Source organism: Psychrobacter sp. M17(2026), assembly GCF_055699815.1.
Map to the genome: position 1 here is coordinate 1,800,345 of NZ_CM146741.1, position 17,124 is coordinate 1,817,468.

The 17,124-nt window shown below is 43.1% G+C and carries 17 protein-coding genes and 1 pseudogene; 6 read left to right on the forward strand and 12 right to left on the reverse strand.

The window, feature by feature from the left end; genetic code table 11:
• Positions 1–17 precede the first annotated feature (17 nt).
• The 3 genes from ACR63T_RS07610 to ACR63T_RS07620 all read left to right on the forward strand — a co-directional run bounded on the left by ACR63T_RS07610 (position 18) and on the right by ACR63T_RS07620 (position 1,563).
• Positions 18–737, forward strand: coding sequence for an AzlC family ABC transporter permease (locus tag ACR63T_RS07610; protein ID WP_472783591.1), 720 nt, complete (start codon positions 18–20; stop codon positions 735–737).
• A complete protein-coding gene (locus ACR63T_RS07615) occupies positions 734–1,093 on the forward strand; it encodes an AzlD domain-containing protein (RefSeq protein ID WP_472783592.1) in 360 nt (119 codons plus the stop codon). Before ACR63T_RS07610 ends, ACR63T_RS07615 begins: the two co-directional genes overlap by 4 nt.
• A gap of 110 nt (positions 1,094–1,203) precedes the next feature.
• Positions 1,204–1,563 carry a hypothetical protein gene (locus ACR63T_RS07620; RefSeq protein ID WP_201569128.1) on the forward strand — a complete coding sequence of 120 codons (360 nt, stop codon included), beginning with the start codon at positions 1,204–1,206 and terminating at the stop codon, positions 1,561–1,563.
• A 369-nt stretch (positions 1,564–1,932) separates the two neighbouring features.
• On the opposite strand, the gene purF is transcribed toward ACR63T_RS07620, so the two are convergent.
• From purF to ACR63T_RS07675, 11 genes and pseudogenes are all read right to left on the reverse strand, one after another.
• Positions 1,933–3,468 (reverse strand): amidophosphoribosyltransferase, encoded by a 1,536-nt coding sequence (gene purF, locus ACR63T_RS07625; RefSeq protein ID WP_305898308.1) that lies wholly within the window; start codon positions 3,466–3,468, stop codon positions 1,933–1,935.
• Positions 3,469–3,585: 117 nt separating this feature from the next.
• Positions 3,586–4,083, reverse strand: coding sequence for a CvpA family protein (locus tag ACR63T_RS07630; RefSeq protein WP_472783593.1), 498 nt, complete (start codon positions 4,081–4,083; stop codon positions 3,586–3,588).
• Between the two features lie 108 nt (positions 4,084–4,191).
• Positions 4,192–5,223: pseudogene (locus ACR63T_RS07635) on the reverse strand (quinone-dependent dihydroorotate dehydrogenase); the annotation flags it as partial.
• A gap of 123 nt (positions 5,224–5,346) precedes the next feature.
• A complete protein-coding gene (locus ACR63T_RS07640) occupies positions 5,347–5,907 on the reverse strand; it encodes a DUF4870 family protein (RefSeq protein ID WP_472783594.1) in 561 nt (186 codons plus the stop codon).
• A 148-nt stretch (positions 5,908–6,055) separates the two neighbouring features.
• The gene (gspM, locus tag ACR63T_RS07645) at positions 6,056–6,595 is read right to left on the reverse strand and encodes a type II secretion system protein GspM (protein ID WP_305898311.1); all 540 of its coding nucleotides are present in this window, start codon (positions 6,593–6,595) and stop codon (positions 6,056–6,058) included.
• A 30-nt stretch (positions 6,596–6,625) separates the two neighbouring features.
• Positions 6,626–7,957 (reverse strand): type II secretion system protein GspL, encoded by a 1,332-nt coding sequence (gene gspL, locus ACR63T_RS07650; protein WP_472783595.1) that lies wholly within the window; start codon positions 7,955–7,957, stop codon positions 6,626–6,628.
• A gap of 79 nt (positions 7,958–8,036) precedes the next feature.
• Positions 8,037–8,492: a phosphohistidine phosphatase SixA gene (gene sixA, locus ACR63T_RS07655; protein WP_472783596.1), complete on the reverse strand. Its 456-nt coding sequence runs from the start codon at positions 8,490–8,492 to the stop codon at positions 8,037–8,039.
• Between the two features lie 48 nt (positions 8,493–8,540).
• Entirely contained in the window at positions 8,541–9,863 is a 1,323-nt protein-coding gene (locus ACR63T_RS07660) for an NAD(P)H-dependent glycerol-3-phosphate dehydrogenase (protein ID WP_472783597.1), read from the reverse strand.
• A gap of 108 nt (positions 9,864–9,971) precedes the next feature.
• On the reverse strand, positions 9,972–10,610 hold the full coding sequence (locus ACR63T_RS07665; RefSeq protein ID WP_305898315.1) for a nitroreductase family protein: 639 nt from the start codon (positions 10,608–10,610) through the stop codon (positions 9,972–9,974).
• Positions 10,611–10,823: 213 nt separating this feature from the next.
• The gene (gene zapE / locus ACR63T_RS07670; protein ID WP_472783598.1) at positions 10,824–11,924 is read right to left on the reverse strand and encodes a cell division protein ZapE; all 1,101 of its coding nucleotides are present in this window, start codon (positions 11,922–11,924) and stop codon (positions 10,824–10,826) included.
• A gap of 299 nt (positions 11,925–12,223) precedes the next feature.
• The gene (locus ACR63T_RS07675; RefSeq protein ID WP_472783599.1) at positions 12,224–12,874 is read right to left on the reverse strand and encodes an alpha/beta hydrolase; all 651 of its coding nucleotides are present in this window, start codon (positions 12,872–12,874) and stop codon (positions 12,224–12,226) included.
• A 265-nt stretch (positions 12,875–13,139) separates the two neighbouring features.
• On the opposite strand from ACR63T_RS07675, the gene ACR63T_RS07680 reads away from it, so the two are divergent.
• The 3 genes from ACR63T_RS07680 to xseB all read left to right on the forward strand — a co-directional run bounded on the left by ACR63T_RS07680 (position 13,140) and on the right by xseB (position 15,584).
• Positions 13,140–13,520: a hypothetical protein gene (locus tag ACR63T_RS07680; protein ID WP_472783600.1), complete on the forward strand. Its 381-nt coding sequence runs from the start codon at positions 13,140–13,142 to the stop codon at positions 13,518–13,520.
• A 187-nt stretch (positions 13,521–13,707) separates the two neighbouring features.
• Positions 13,708–15,267, forward strand: a complete 1,560-nt coding sequence (gene xseA, locus ACR63T_RS07685; protein WP_472783601.1) for an exodeoxyribonuclease VII large subunit — start codon at positions 13,708–13,710, stop codon at positions 15,265–15,267.
• Positions 15,268–15,338: 71 nt separating this feature from the next.
• Positions 15,339–15,584: an exodeoxyribonuclease VII small subunit gene (gene xseB / locus ACR63T_RS07690; protein WP_472783602.1), complete on the forward strand. Its 246-nt coding sequence runs from the start codon at positions 15,339–15,341 to the stop codon at positions 15,582–15,584.
• A gap of 13 nt (positions 15,585–15,597) precedes the next feature.
• Here xseB and pncB read toward each other — a convergent pair whose 3' ends face one another.
• Positions 15,598–16,860 (reverse strand): nicotinate phosphoribosyltransferase, encoded by a 1,263-nt coding sequence (gene pncB, locus ACR63T_RS07695; RefSeq protein ID WP_472783603.1) that lies wholly within the window; start codon positions 16,858–16,860, stop codon positions 15,598–15,600.
• Between the last annotated feature and the right edge of the window lie 264 nt (positions 16,861–17,124).

A 17,124-nucleotide genomic window follows, 5' to 3' on the forward strand; every position in this document is an offset into this window, starting at 1 on the left:
AAAATCTAGGATATCAAATGGAAACCTATTCGCAAGTACAATTACAGACGACTCAATGGGCACAAGGCTTTAAAAAAAGTATTCCTGTCGCCATGGGGTACCTGCCAGCTGGCATCGCATTTGGCGTGTTGGCGCAAGTGGCAGGCGTGCCTATATGGGCGACGATTATGCTTAGCATAGTTTTGTATGCAGGAGCCGCGCAATATGCTTGTTTGCCGATGCTGAGTGCGGGCTTACCTGTGGGAAGTATGGCGACTAATATCGCTGCTATTAATCTGCGTCATGTGTTCTATGCCGTGCCTTTATTACAAACCATGCCGACCCAAAAGCTCGCCAAGACTTACTGCCTATTTGCTCTCACCGATGAGACCTTTTCGGTGATGACCAGCTTGCCTGTCAGCGAGCGACGAGCACTTATGTTGCCGATTAGTCTATTTAATCAAAGCTGGTGGGTGCTAGCGACGGCAATCGGGGTGATGATAGGTAGCGCCTTAAATGATCTAGTGCCGAATTTGGACTTTGCTTTAGTATGTCTATTTGCCATTTTGGCTTATGAGCAATTTAAAATGATTAAACGATATTTCCCAATTATCATAGCCGTTATTAGCTTAGCTATCGCCTCCCTATTTACCAGTGATTGGTTATTACTCGTGGCGATTGCTATCTGTATGGTAATGATTTTAGCACGTGGATTTTGGTTAAAAAAAGTGGCTAAAAAAGCGAGGACTAGCAAATGACAAGTAGTTATTTAATCTTAGCAACTTTTGCGATGGCAGCTGTGACCTTTATCACTCGTGCAATACCTGCGCTGATACCTCAAAAGTTACTCGACAAGCCTTGGCTACATCGTCTTAACGAGAGCTTACCGTTATCGGTGATGGTCTTACTGATTCTAACCAGTCTGAGTTATCTAGATTTAAATATAACCACTCGCATTGATAGTCCAGAGTTACATTTATTATTATCACAAATAGGCGCTTTGGGATTGGTATTACTCGTCTATCATGTAAGCCGTCAGCTACTGGTCAGTATGGTCGTTGGCATTGCTGCGTTAAATGGCTTGCTTTGGGTGTTTGAGCGGTTTTTGGGTTAGATTGGCGTTTATTTTCTTTTTATAGATTAAAACCCTGATTGTGTATCATGGCGAATAAAAGGTGCAACAGACTCACCCGACATTTCAGAGCTTAAGAAAGGAGGCTTTAAATGGAAAATCCAGAAGAGTTAAATATAGGTATGTCATTCGTTCGAATAATAGCGAAATACATAAGAAGAGGATGGTATCGGGTTGGTGGTAGAGGAGATAAACTAAATTGTATAGTTTTTCATACTCACCAAGATGACGGTGATAAAACAGAAAAACTTATCCGTCCATTGCTTAGTGATTATTGGTTTTTTGATCGTTTTGCCTCTAACCGCTTTTTAATTTGTTCAAAGCTGTACCACCAACTATCGATTATAGAAAAAAGGGATATGCAATATGTTAATAAAACACATCCTAATCATAGTTATGAGACTGGTAGCGAGATGAAAAAGTTGATAGAGATTATTGATAAAATGGACTAAAGTTTGTTATATCAGAAAGCGTAGGGTAGGTTAGTTTTGTCAAATTCTTGTAGAGAATATAGACAAGACGTAACCCACTGTTGAATGTTTGAATTATAGATTTGGTGGGTTAAGCTATCGCTAACCCACCCTACGCTTTACTCAAGGACTAAGCTGAATTTGCCGAGGGTGAGCGAGGAAACAACGAAGCACAGCTTTTGCCGAGGGACGAGGCGTGAAGCTAAATATTAAAGAACGATAACCCAAGCCCCGCATATTTCACGACTATTAAAGAACTCAAATCTAGAGGCCATTCTTTTAAAACACAAAAAAGCTGGACTCACATAGAATCCAGCTTTTTTTATTATCAAAACTTTTATATCTAAACGCTTAGATCTCTTCAACACCCATCATATCGACTGGGGTGTCCGCGACTATTTGCATGCCCTTCTTGCCTGTTTTAGCCGTTTCACTACGCTGCTCTTGCAAATGATCAAGGTACGCTTCGTTGATCTGACCTGTGATATAACAGCCATTAAATACGGCACAATCAAAGCCTTCAACACGGCTATGCTTGGTATCTTTTACCGCATCGATCAAGTCATCTAAATCCTGAAAGATTAAGCGATCAGCACCGATAATTTTACGGACTTCCTCGACGCTATGACCTGAAGCAATCAGCTCACTACGTACAGGCATATCAATACCGTAGACGTTAGGATATTTAACAGGTGGCGCGGCACTAGCAAAGAATACCTTTCGCGCGCCCGCGTCACGGGCCATCTGAATAATCTCATAACAAGTCGTGCCACGGACGATTGAATCATCGACTAGCAAGACGTTTTTACCTTTAAACTCTAATGGTACAGCACTCAGCTTTTGACGCACTGACTTTTTGCGCTGCTGCTGACCTGGCATGATAAAGGTACGCCCGATATAGCGGTTTTTCATAAAGCCTTCGCGGTACTTAATATTCATCTGTAGCGCCAGCTCCATCGCTGAGGTGCGCGAGGTATCAGGAATAGGAATGACCACATCGATATCGTGATCCTCGCCCCACTCTTTCATGATCTTTTGTCCTAGTTTTTCACCCATGCGCAGACGTGATTTATAGACAGAGATATTATCCATGATCGAGTCTGGACGAGCAAAATACACATATTCAAAGATACACGGTGTGTACTCTTGCTGCTCAACACACTGATGGGTATGCAGCTGATGATTTAGATCAATGAAGATTGCCTCACCTGGCTTGACGTCACGGATGATAGTATAGCCACAACCTGTCAAGGCCACTGACTCAGAGGCGACCATGTATTCTGTACCGCCATTCGCGGCTAAGCGCTCACCAAAGATTAGCGGACGAATACCATTAGGATCACGAAACGCTAATAAGCCATGACCCGTAATGAGGGCCACTACTCCATAAGCACCTTCGATACGGCTATAGACAGCAGTCACTGCTGAAAAAATATCCACAGCGGTTGGATGAGTTTTATCTAAATTTTGCATCTCATGAGCCAAGACATTCAATAAAACTTCAGAGTCTGAGTCGGTATTAAGATGACGACGGTCTTCTACATAAAGTGATTTGGCAAGGCTCTCAGCATTAGTTAAGTTGCCATTGTGCGCCAAAGTGATACCGTATGGAGAATTAACATAGAACGGCTGCGCCTCGGCGCTGCTAGAAGTACCCGCAGTAGGATAGCGGACATGACCGATGCCAAATTTACCGACTAGCTTGATCATATGATGGTTCATAAACACATCGCGAACCATGCCATTTTCTTTACGTAGATACAAGCGACCATCTTGCAGCGTCACAATACCTGCTGCATCTTGCCCACGGTGCTGTAGCATCGTGAGGGCATCATAAAGAACTTGATTAACGGGTTCATGAGCGGCAACGCCGACAACTCCACACATAGGTATATCCTGTTTTAAGCAAATAGTGATAATGAGATAAAGCTAATCTAACACGGTTGAAGCGTAATAATAATGACTCACATAATAATAGTAACTGGCAGTGTTTTAAAACGCTGTTTATGACTGATTGATCTGACCCCAAGCGGCACCAAGCATATCTTTAGCCAGCTCTTTGCCCATCGGTGCATAGGGCAGTAATTCAGGAGCAATCACTGAAGCTTGCCACTGCGGCATTTGTACTAATAGTGGCGCGCTGATACTGAGAATGACAAGGATAACTAGTACATTTTTGGCAGCGCCTAATACGCCGCCCGCCATCTTATCTACTACCCCTAAACGCAAAGTTTTGAGCGCACTTGAGAATACAAAGGCGAGCAGATGCATGATGGCTAATATAAAAATCACTACCACTAAAAAAGCTAGAGCGGTTTGTAATACGGGGTTTTCAACGATAGCGGATAGCTGCGGGGCAATATAGCTTGCCAGACGAGTCGCCGCAATCAAAGCAATAAACCAGCCCGCTAGACCGACGGCTGTCTTAATCAAACCGACTTGAAAGCCGCGCCATAAGCCAATTAACACCACTACGGCAATGACAATATCTATGCCACTCATAAACAGCGTCCTATTATTTTGACTACTTCATTACTGTTCATTTGGTTTCATGTCCACCGCATCACTATCTATCATATTACCGGCTTTATTGTCATCATCTATTGCATCGCTATCCATCGCATCGTAATAGCCACCGATAGCCTGAATACAGGATTGCACTAGACCTGGACCTCGATAGATAAGCCCCGTATAAAGCTGTACTAATTCTGCGCCCGCTTTTATTTTTTTAACCGCTTTGTCGCCACTATCAATACCACCAACCCCAATTAGTGCAACTTTATCACCCAACTGATCAGAGAACTGTTGCAATATTTGGGTACTAGTATGACTGACAGGACGCCCTGATAGACCGCCCATTTGATCACCGTCGCGCAGATCTTCCACCCCTATACGGCTCAAAGTGGTATTAGTGGCTATAAGTCCATCAATCTCAAAGTCTAATAGCTGCTGGGAGATATAATCAACTTGTTCAGGATCTAGATCAGGTGCGACTTTTAGCACCAGCGGCACGTAAAAGCCGTACTCAGTTGCCAGCTGACTGTGGCGGTTTTTGATGTTGTCTAATAGATGAGTAAGTGCTTCTCCGCTTTGTAGATCACGCAGATTCTCAGTATTAGGTGAGGAGATATTGACGGTAATATAGGAGGCGTGGGGATAGACGCGCTCTAAACAATACACGTAATCATCAGCTGCTTGCTCAACAGACGTGCTCGCGTTTTTACCAATATTAATACCTATATTGCCTTTATATTTGCAGTACTTAACGTTTTCGATCAGATGCTCAACGCCATGATTATTAAAGCCCATACGGTTAATAATGGCATCGGCTTGCTTGAGTCGAAACAGGCGCGGCTTATCATTACCTAATTGCGGCTTTGGGGTGACTGTACCGACCTCAATAAAACCAAATCCTAACTCGGCAAGCGCATCAATATAGTCGCCATTTTTATCTAGCCCTGCTGCTAAGCCTACTGGATTATTAAACTGCAGACCCATACAAGTGGTGGGCTGCATGTGCTGACCATAAGCCAAGCCCAAAGCACGCGCTTTATGAGCTTTTTCAAGCAAAGCCAGCGTCATATCATGAGCGTTTTCAGGATCCATCTTGAATAATAACGGACGCAGTAAGGCGTAAGACATAGCAAAAATCAATCCAAATTAATGGTGAATAATAGGGCAATACAAATAAAATTAACCTATAAAGGCAATCGCTGCGATTATATCAGCTTAATAGAGATAACACTAAAGTTTCATGTTGAGCAGTTAAGGCACTGGACGATTATCAGTCAAAGCAATCCAGCCTCTAACAATACGGTACAAGTGCCAAATAACGGTAATACCAATAATGAATACTCCAAAGCCGCCCAATGCCATCGAGCCGTAAGTCATGCCACTACTGTTGGCTAGCGTGCCTATACCTAGTACACCAAAAGCGGATAACAAAATGACAGTACCGATGACAAAACCGACAATACTGTACCAAAAGGTCTTAATCTGCCAATCAAAATGAGTTGCCAGCCAAGTGTTATCCGCATCGTGACGCTTGATGTAATTCATCACAATAGGCACGATCCATAATAACCCAGCGGTAAAATAGCTCAGTACATATAACAAGTAAGTAATATGATTATAAGCAGTCAGCGTGCGCTGTTGACTATCACTCATGCTATTACTTTGCCGTTGCTGTGCTAAATCATAACTCAATTGCGACTGTATATCAGAGTCAGCAAAGGATCGAGGCGGCTCAGTGATTTGCGTTTGGTGGCGCTGACTATTGTTAGTATCGTCATTGTTATCAGCTTTATTATTTAAAGGGTCGTTCATAGTAAGCATCCATAATAGGCGGCAACCACTTAGCATTTTTGCTCAAAAGCTTTAGGACACGCCTAATAAAGTATTTTAAACCTTATCATCGTTTTATTGTGGCATTATTGAGCGTTTTCAAGATAAACCACTTCAATGCTCATTAGCATTAGTTAATAATAGTAGCTTGTACTTGGATCTGTTTAGTCGCTATATCTTGTTGCATCGTCAATTGATCAAACTGCCAGCCTTGCTGCTCAAGCTGACCGAGCGCATTACTGACCACGCTTTGACTACTATTGGCAAAACTTAATTGCACTGACTCGCCAGCCGCGACGACTTGCGCATCATTGATACCTGACCCATTGAGTAGAGCACTAACTCGACTAGCCGCAGGCTGCGCTGTACCCTCATTATTGTTATTATTGATCGCACTGCTATCGATATTACCCGCTTGCGAGCGTAACCAAAAATAGTCCGTGACTTGCTGTTGGTACTCAGTTTTGCTGTCTTTGGCGGATTGATACAGTGTATAGCCACCAAACCCACCAATGAATAATAGTAAAAATACTAATAAGACACTCAGAGCCAGCTGATCGCGCGCGGACAGGGCTTGCCAGCGTGACCATAGCAAATCTTGATAGCCACTGGTACGAGCAGTTGCAGAGCTTGCAGATGCATTATTGTTGCGACGCTTTAATATACTCATCCTGTAGCCTTGTCCAAATCTTATCTTAATTTAAGAATCTGCGCTGAGCCTAGCAGCAGGCTGATTATTTGCGGCCTCATTTACTGCGTTGTCTGCGATATTAACCGTAATCTGACCACTAAATTGCCCCTGCTCGCTACTATTGACCCGCTGTAGGCTGGCACTTAACCCTTGCTCGTTCAAAGTATTGGCGAATTTATCTAAACTATCGCGATCGGGCGCTATGATAGTAAAGCTCAAGCTCGTTGGTTGTACAGTTAATGCTTGTGCTTGCAGGGAAGACTGTTTTATCAAAGGCGAAATACGCGCTAAAGCTGCCATAGAAGGCGAGGTTTGAGCACCAGTACGCAGCTTGTCACGCATCTGTGCCTCAAGCCCTGTCCGTGGATTTAAGCGCTCATCAACGAACCAAGACTGATACTGCGTTGCAATCGCTTGTTCAGTAGCGCTGGTGGCTGCATCGTAACGATACCACTGCAAGCCATCTGCCGCCATTTGTAATACGAGTGCTGATAAGGCGACCATTAGAGTTATGCGTAGATAAGGGGATAGCTTAGTTTCTGATGTTTTGACAAAAAAGTTAAGCGTATGACGTTCAGGATAGGCAATAGGTTTAGGGCTAATGGCTAATGGTGTCAATAGCAGCTGCTGATCGCTAATAAGGGTGGCTGTCTCAGCGGTGACATTATTAATGTAGTTACTGTCAATATAGTTGCTGTCAATATAGTTACTATCTGATGTCTCGCCACTTATGTCGTGAGTAGTATCGCTAATAGCTGGCAAGCTACACACTTCGCTTAGCTGTGGCAGGCGCTCAAATAGTAACGGTAGATAACTAACTGCAAGCCCTTGATACTCCGCCTGACGCACTAAGGTAGTATCTGCATCTTGATAGAGGGCAACTTGCTGCCCTGCCCCCTCCTCAGGGGTCGGTAATAACAGAAAATCAGGAAGCAAAGCACTGACTTTTAGCCCCGCTAAAGCTGCACCTTGTTGCCAAGTTTCGATATCGTTTTGTGCTAAGGCATACAGATAAGAGGCATTGGTCTGATTAATCTGCTTTACGCTCAGCTGCTCAATCGGCGTCAGTGACGTCTCCTCGAACAGATATTGTCTGCCTGTACTCCCTAGCTGCTTAAGCTGCGCGCTAGTCAATTGAGTGTCAACTTGCAACATATGGCTAGTAGGAAAATACAGACACAACGCCTTACTGCTATTGGCTCTATGGCTAGAATGGATACCATTAGAATTAACATAAGTATCATGCAGCTGTTGCCAGCCATCGACAATATGCCATTGTCCTGTCTCTGCTTGCCAGACAGCCAACGAGCTGTGCTGCGCTCTCAACCATACCTGTAACACTAAGCGCGTCCTCAATGAATAAAATAACGAAGTAAAGGGCTTACAAAAACAGTAACGTTAAGCTTAGCTATTATTAAGGCTAAGGCTGCTCAGGTACAAAGCGATCAATCTCGGTTGCCATACCTGACATGACAAACTCCATCTCAAATACCCGAGCCTCTGCTAGTGCAAAGCTCTCTGGGCTTATTCCTGTGAGCAAGCTGGCAATGTTAGCAATAATGGACATATGACAGACCACTATCAGACACTCAGCTTCGATACGGCTAAGCGCTGCCAACGCTGCACGAGCGTCGTCACCTGGAGTAATATTATCTTGTATAGTAACAGGTATTTTTGGTGCAATCGCTTGTAATTGTTTTAGCGTCTGCTGCGCTCGAACGTAGGGACTGACCATAAAATAATCAGGCTGATAGTTGCCGATAATATAGTCCGCTGTTTGCGCTGCTTGGCTGTGACCAAAGTCGGTCAATTGACGGGCACTATCAGGGTGAGTATAGTCTCCTGCTTGACCATGACGCATTAATATAATTTTCATCGCTGTCTTTTTCCTACTTCTACTATTTGACTTTATTAATTATTAGCTTTACTTATTGTCAGCGCTATCGTCACTGGTATCTCTATCATCACTGCTATCGTCATCTTTTTGCGCCGCTGCCTGCATCTGCGCGGTTAATGCAGCGTTACTATGATCGTGCGGCATCACAAACTCGACATCACTACGGAATCCTGCTTCCATTAGATGTAGAGCCACGCCTAATGCCGCTTTATCTTCATAGATCACTGCATATAAAGCATGGGTGATTGGCATATAGATGCCCTGTCTGGTCGCTTTTTCATGTACCTGCTGAATGGTATTGACCCCTTCAGCGGTCTGACCCAGCTTTTTGAGCGCCGCATCAATACTCATACCGCGACCGAGCATATTACCGATACGATAATTACGACTGAGCTCAGAGCTACAAGTAGCATACAGATCACCTACCCCTGATAAGCCTAAAAAGGTCAATGGGTTGGCACCTTCCTCAAGCCCAAAACGACTCATCTCGGCAAGTGAGCGAGTCAATAGCATTGCTTTGGTATTCTCGCCTACGTCATACGCCGCCGCCATACCCATCGCGATAGCATAGATATTTTTGAGAGCACCGCCAAGCTCAACACCACGGATATCATCGCTGGCAAAGACACGGAAAAACGCACTGTGTAGCGCGGCTTGTACTGCATGACGTAGTGGCTCAGATTGACTGGCAATCACTGTCGCTGATGGCATATTTTTCATGATTTCAATAGCCAAATTCGGCCCTGACATCACCCCAAAGTTCACCTCTGGCAACTCATCTTTGATGATATCACTCATCATAGCAAAAGTATCTTTTTCCATACCTTTAGTGAGTGACACTATCGACTGCCCAGTGATGTAAGGGGCTATGTTTTTAAGGGTTTGACGAAAGGCTGAACTAGGTACTGCCAAAAAGATAATATCTTTATCTTTAACCGCTGATTCCAAGTCATGGCTAAATTTGAGTCGATCATCGAGCTTAAATCCAGGCAGATACTTCTTGTTCATGCGTAGCTTCGTCATTGACTTGACCGTCCGCTTATCGCGCACCCAAAGCGTGGTATCACAGCCATTGCGTGCGGCTAAGTTTGCCATTGCCGTACCAAAGCTGCCACCGCCCAAAAACGCCAAGCGCAGTTTGGTTGGCGACTTATGAATATCATCCATATTATTGGCTACAGCAGATTCTATACTACTAGGATTAAGCTTTTTACGCACAAGTCCTGACTTGTTAGCGCGCTCAATAATAGTTGCCAGCAAGCCGCCTTGCTTTTCATTGTTAGCGTTATTAGCATCAGAATCATTGTGATTATCTATATCACTGTTAGGCGTTTTATTATCTTTAGTCATATCTATTATCCAATCCTCTGATATTATTTTGGTTGCTTGTAGGCTTGACGCCTAAAGATATAGCTTTATTTTACAGCAATCTCAGTTTGCTTTAAGTTTATATTAGTTCTAAGACTCAAAGCGCAACAAAGTCTCGATATCGATAGGCTTACGTGAGGTTTTTTCCACAGGACTTGTACCTGTATAGACAAAAGCGGTGACATAGTCATCCTCGCCAATACCAAAGTAAGCTTTTACAGCGGGCTCATTACATAATAATCCTGTCCGCCATACTGTGCTAAAGCCTTGTGCTTTTAATGCTAATATCAGATTCTGTACCGCAGAGCCTGCGCTTAACATCTGTTCGAAGGGTGGCACTTTTTTATTTTCTTGCATTTGAGTGACTACAGTAATAATGACGGGCGCGCGCAGGGGTAAGTTCGCAGTCTTATGCACAGTTTTCTCAGATAACTCTTCATCATCAATAGCTGCTTTAGCTTGAGCGGCAGCGACCAGTGCTTGACCTAATTGATGTCGAGCTTCACCTTCGGTAACAATAAAACGCCATGGTCGCAGCTTTTTATGATCAGGGGCGGTTGCTGCGCAGCCAATAGCCGAGCGAATTTGCTCATGATTTGGTGCAGGCTCATTTAGAGTACCTATGCTACGTCTAGAGTTAATCCAACCAATCAGCTGCTCAGCGCTCATTTGATCGTCAGTATTATCATTAGTTACATCGTCATCATCGATATGATTATCTATACTCATTATCTATCCTTAATTTTTAATTATTTTTAGTGTTGAATGCTTTCGATAGTTAATCCTAGTTTAATTCTATCAAGCGTTTTAAAGTATAAAGCCATACAAAGCTATTTTTGTATGGCTTATGCTGAGCATTCTTACGGGCTCACTGTAATAAGTTTGGATACAATGCCATAAGCCACACATGACAAAAATCTATCGCATCTATTACAAAAAATCTTACGCTATATCATCAAGGCGATGCTTCATTTTTAGATAATCCTCTGACTGCATCTCAAGCAACCGTGAGCGCGTACGCTCAATCTCAAAGGCTAACTTTTCGCCTTGATATAAGTCTAAAATAGACTGCTCAGCTCGAATTAACAGTTTGACCCGTCGATCATAGAACTCATCAACCATATAAATAAAACGCCGAGTCGGATCACGCAGATCGTCGTCTAAGGCAGGTACGGCATTGACCAGCACCATACTATAACGATTGGCTATTTCAATAAAGTCTGACGCTGAGCGCGGCTGCATGCACAAGTGCCGAAAATCACAGAAAAGCATGGTTTCCGTACGGGCATTTATTTTGACCTCACGACCATTGACTTCGATAGGCTCGCTGCTAATCTTAATATTAGTAGATAAACTAGCAAAACGGTTCGCCAGCCAATTGTGATTCTCTCGCGTCATTGGTGATTTATACAGCTCAGCTTGTTGCAATAGCCGCAATCGATAATCCACCCCTGCATCGATATTCATCACCGTAGTATGAGTCTCAACCTCAGCTATCGCAGGTAAAAATCGATCCCGATGCAGACCATCTTTATACAAGCCAGAGGGTTCGATGTTGGAGGTGGCAACTAAAGTCACCCCACGATTAAACAACATAGTAAATAAGTCGCCTAAAATCATCGCATCGGAGACGTTAGAGACAAAAAACTCATCGAAGCAGATAACAACGGCTTCGTTATAGATAATATCAGCCACTTTTTCTAGGGGATCTGCTTGACCCTGAATCTGATTAAGCTCTTTATGTACTCGCTGCATGAAATGATGAAAGTGCTGACGCATCTTGCGATCGATAGTTAGTGAATCATAGAACATATCCATCATCCACGTCTTACCACGACCGACTCCGCCCCACATATACAAGCCCTTTGGCGCGGCAGGTTTTGATTTTAAAAAACTAAACATGCTCTTTTTTTGATTCGCACTTTCATTCAGCTGATGGTAGAGATGATCAAGATAGCTCATAGCTTGATACTGTTGCTCATCTTTATTAAAGCCTTCTTGCTCAATGGCTTGCTCGTAGCGCTGCAATGGAGATAAACTCATAATGCGACTCATCATTTGACAAAATAAATAAAAGTATTACTATCAACAATGGCTACTAACTTATGTCTTTAACACTGAGTATAGTGACCATTGTACTACCAGAACAATCTTCAAACAGCATCTAAAAACCAACTTTATAAACCACTATCAAAGATGAACTAGCTTAAGCTTGCCGCTTAATATAGGCTTTAGAATACAAGCTTTAGACTATAAACTCTATAGCATAGGTTATAAAACATCGTCTTTATAACTTAAAATTTATAACCTAAACCTTAGCACTTGGCCTTCAAACATCAGCTTTACTCTGCGCTATGCTGCGCCAATAGTTTTTTGAGCTCTGACAAGCGTCCATGAAAAAAGTGCCCTGCGCCATCAACGACACTGACCTCAATGCCTAAACGCTCAGCAAAAGCTTGCATATTGGCAGGCTCAATCACTTCATCAGCATTGCCATAGATCTCAAAAGTTTTTTCTATAGGCAAGCTGATATCATCGCTAGCGTTTTTCTCTATTGACGGCGAGATTAGCGCTACCTTGTCAATCTCAAAGTCACTCAAGCCCCATATATGAGGTGATATTAGTATCTGTTCAGCCACTCGGGCGGTCACATAACCCCCAAAAGAGAAGCCGCCAAGCCATAGCTTGCGGGCGTTAGTTTGGGTCGCCAGCCATTGTAGCACGGTCATAGCATCGAGTAATTCACCATCCGCGTAATCATGCTCGCCTGTCGATTGACCCACGCCGCGAAAATTAAAGCGTACCACATGCATGCCATTGTCACGGGCAAATCGGTACATAGTAGTGACGACTTTATTATTCATCGTGCCTTCAAATAGAGGGTTAGGATGGCATAATAGCGCTACAGTATCGGTACTAGCATCGTTAGGATTGTCTTGTTGCCAAAGCGCGTCAACTTCCAACACGCCAGCAGGAGCAGGAATTAAGGGCATAATGATAACTACAGGTTAAGAATATAGACCAATTATCCTAGATACAGCTTATATTTCAAGTTATTTGCTGCTTATCGAACAAAATAGCTCTAATAAAAGCAATGTTGCTATCGAAACATCTGTTTTTTATTCTACTCATATTATCTTTGGGCAACATAGAGGTAATATCGTACACACTAACCCTCTATACGCTACCACTATTAATCAGGTAGATTCACATGGTTCGTTAGAAGACTAATTTTGCATGACTTAAAGGACATAACTCATGATAAATAACCAAGCTACTTTGAATAAAACTTTAGCGCTCAGTGCAACTATTGCAGCGGCTTTAGCCCTTAGCGCTTGCCAAAGCACGCCCTCATCCCCAGTCATTCAGCGGGCTGACGCCACTTTCGAGACCACAGGTTTAGGCGAGTCAAAAGTAAAAGCGCAGCAGAACGCTATCGATAGTGCCAATAAAACCTGTCGCAGTAAACAAGTGATCATCATCAATGACGAAGTGAAATATAATGGGCTATTAGATGAGCGTGCTGGACGCATGATTGGACAAGTAGGTGCGGTGGTCGGCTCAGTGCTGGGTAATAAATCACCAGACTTTTCGCGTGATGATGATTATGAATACACTATTAACTTTCGCTGCCAGTAATTTAAAACCTCAATGGTAAAGTGTCAAAATTTTAGCCAATAACAATTTTAGCCAATAACTAGGATAATAATTTTATGGTCGTTATTGGCTTTTTTATGAATAGACTTTTTGTTAGCCTACTTTTAAGCTAAGCTAGCGCTTTGACATTTTATTATAGACATATCATCGATAGCTATCTGGTCTTATTATGCGTAAACCTAATCTTAATGCTGTATCAGTAAGCAAAAAATCAGCCGCCGAAAATAACGCTAAAGTAATAACCCCTGCCAAGGATTTAGAAACTCTAGAGGCTGAGCTGGCCGAGGTTGAGGCTAGTTTAGAGACCAATCTTGAGGATACCGTACTGCGCCTGAGCGATTATCTCGCAGCAGTAGATATGGTCATCAAGCAAACCTTTGCGCATCGGGTTTGGGTCAAAGCTGAGATTCGCAACTTATCCAGTAAAGGCGGACATTATTATTTTGAGCTGGCTGAAAAGGACGATGATGGCAAAGTGGTTGCCAGCTGTCGTGGTAATCTTTGGCGCTTTAAAGCCACGCGTGTATTAGCCAAGTTTGAGCGCGCGACGGGCATGCCACTGGCACGCGATCTAACAGTGCTGCTAAAAGTCTCCGCCAGCTTCCATGCGCAGTATGGTTTTGCCTTAACGATTGAAGATATCGATCCTAGCTATACTTTAGGCGATTTGGCGCGCCAATATGCGCAGATGGTCGATCGTCTGACGGGTGAAGGGCTACTCCATCTGAATCAGCAGCTACCCAAGCCCTTTGATATCGAGCACGTTATCGTCATCGCCCCTGAAAAGGCAGCAGGACTCGGCGACTTTCAAGCCGATGCCGATCGACTTGCCAGCACAGGCGCTTGCCAGTTTCACTATTATAATGCTACCTTTCAGGGCAATCATGCGCCAGGCGAGATACGCCAAGCGATTGTCAGCGCTCAGCAGCAGTTTTATGATAATTATCAGCACCTCCCTGATTTATTAGTGATTATTCGTGGTGGCGGTGCGGTTGGCGATTTGGCTTATCTCAATGATTATGAGCTGGCGGCCCTCATAGCTGAGCAGCCTGTCCCTGTTTGGGTAGGTATCGGTCATGAGCGTGATAAAGTCATCTTAGATGAAGTGGCGCATACTAGCTTTGATACGCCCTCCAAAGTTATCGCGGCTATTAGCGCGCATTTGGCTAACTTAGTTGCGCAAACGGTGCAGTATCGGGCGCAAATCACACAAGCCGCCCAGCGACAGCTTAAAAGCGCTGAACAACAAGCTATTCGTCAGCTTAGTCAGTTGCAATCACAAACTATAGGTCAGCTAACCGCGCTGCAAAAAGATAGCGACTATGCTTGGCGCAGTATTCAACAAAGTGCTCAGCGCCAAGTCAAGCAAGCGAATAGATTAACTATCGATTATCAAAGTCAAATAGAACAAGCCGCCCAGCAAATTATAACGACGGCTAGTATAGAATCTAGCAACCAACGAAAGACAATTATGCACAGCGCTGAGCAGCAGCTAATAAAAGCGCAACGTGAAAGCGCTTATCTGCGCGACATTGTACTATTGCATCGACCTGAGCGAGTACTGAATCAAGGCTATACCCTGCTAACGACTACATCAGGAAAACATACCTTGACCAGTAGCAAGCAGCTTTACCCTGAGCAAATAATAAGCATTGTGTTAAAAGATGGAAACGCTGTTGCACAAATCTTAAAGGTTGAAAACTCGAATGTGGAAAGCTTAGAGACTTAAAATTTTAATTTAGCAAAAACAATGTCTTAAAATATGAAATTTTTTAAAATCATGAACATTAAGGAAAAATTATGACGACTACCACTACCCGTAAACGCAAAAAAGCCACCCCAAAAACTTTTAAGGCAGCTTATGATATTTTAAAAACCAATGCCGCTGACTTGCAAGCGCAAGATGAGCCAGATATCGACAATTTGATGACGACCGTTGAAGAATCTATTGCCGCCTATCGCGTTTGTGAGACTCGTATCAATGCGGTGCAACAGGCATTAGACGCAGCGTTTTCTGATGAAGAAGTGGTTGATGGTGATGAATAACTATTGATAAAAATCAGTCCAACGCATCAACCTCAAATACTTGGCGCAAATAAGCCAGATAAGTATCGTTATTAATCATAGTTTTGCCAGGACTATCAGACAGCTTAGCGACAGGCTGACCATTACACTCAACTAGCTTTAGGACAATATTCAATTGCGTCAAGCCCATATCATTAGTCAAATTGGTGCCAATACCAAAGCTGGTCTTAATACGATCTTTGAAATACTGATGTAGCTCCCAAGCCTTATCAAGATTAAGCCCATCGCTAAAGGTTAATACTTTAGTTTTAGGATCTATTTTTAGCTTATGATAATGAGCAATCGCTTTATCACCCCATGCGTAGGGGTCGCCACTGTCATGGCGTAGACCATCAAATAATTTGGCAAAGTACAGATCGAAATCTCTTAAAAAAGCATCCATACCCACTACATCCGTCAAGGCAATACCCAGATCACCACGATATTCATGCACCCAAGCCTCAAGCGCCGCTTTTTGTGAATCACGCAGACGTACATCGAGCGCTTGAAAGGCTTGCATAAACTCATGCGCCATCGTGCCTATCGGCGTCATTTCTAGGTTTTTTGCCAGCAACACATTTGAGGTGCCACTCACGATATCGGGCTCAGCTTTATGCAGTGTCTCGACCACATGCGCCTGCCAGCTTTTGCTAAAACGGCGACGCGTGCCAAAGTCTGCCACAATAAACGGTGGTATCTTTTCCTGCTTGTGGTCAGCTTGATTATTATCAGCAGACTGGCGCTTTGCATAATCATGCAACAGTGCTACCTTTTCATCCAGTCGACGCTGACCTTCTTTAATCACACTAGGATCGGATAGAGCATTGAAATACAGCTCATTGACGATAGCTAACACGAAGACTTCAAAAAACATCGCTTGAATCATTGGTCCTTCGATATCAACAATCAATCGACCTTTGCTATCGGTACTCACCGTAATGAAGCGACGTTTAAGCTGAAACAGCTCCAAGTAATCAACAAAGTCTGAGCGCATAAAACGTAGACTACGTAGATACTCAAGCTCATCAGGTAAAAAGCGCAATTGACATAAGCTATCTAATTGCTGCTCTAGCGCCTCTTTGATAGTGCCAAGCGGATAATCAGTATCTTGGTTATTGCGACAACGGAACCGATAAACACCATGCGTCTGTGGAAACTGATGTAACATTGCTTGCAGCATGGTAAATTTATATAAGTCATTATCAAGTAAGGATGTGATAATAGGAGGATAAACTATAGGGTTGGATGTAGCTGTCATGCTGAAACCTTAAAATAATAAAAGCAAAAATGAGAAAATTGGTAAAAAAATAGAGGTAGTATTTATAATTTTAAAATCAATAAAGCGCCATTAGCATTAGTGAACGCCCAGTATAAGCAAATAGTATAACCAAATTCGCGCTTCGTTGTTGCTTTCACTACTTATTACAAACACTTTCTATTGTGATACTAGCGCTCATATCAATAGCAGTAGACAATGACGTCTATAGTAAAATTTGCTAAAATATAATGTCTTTTTACGATA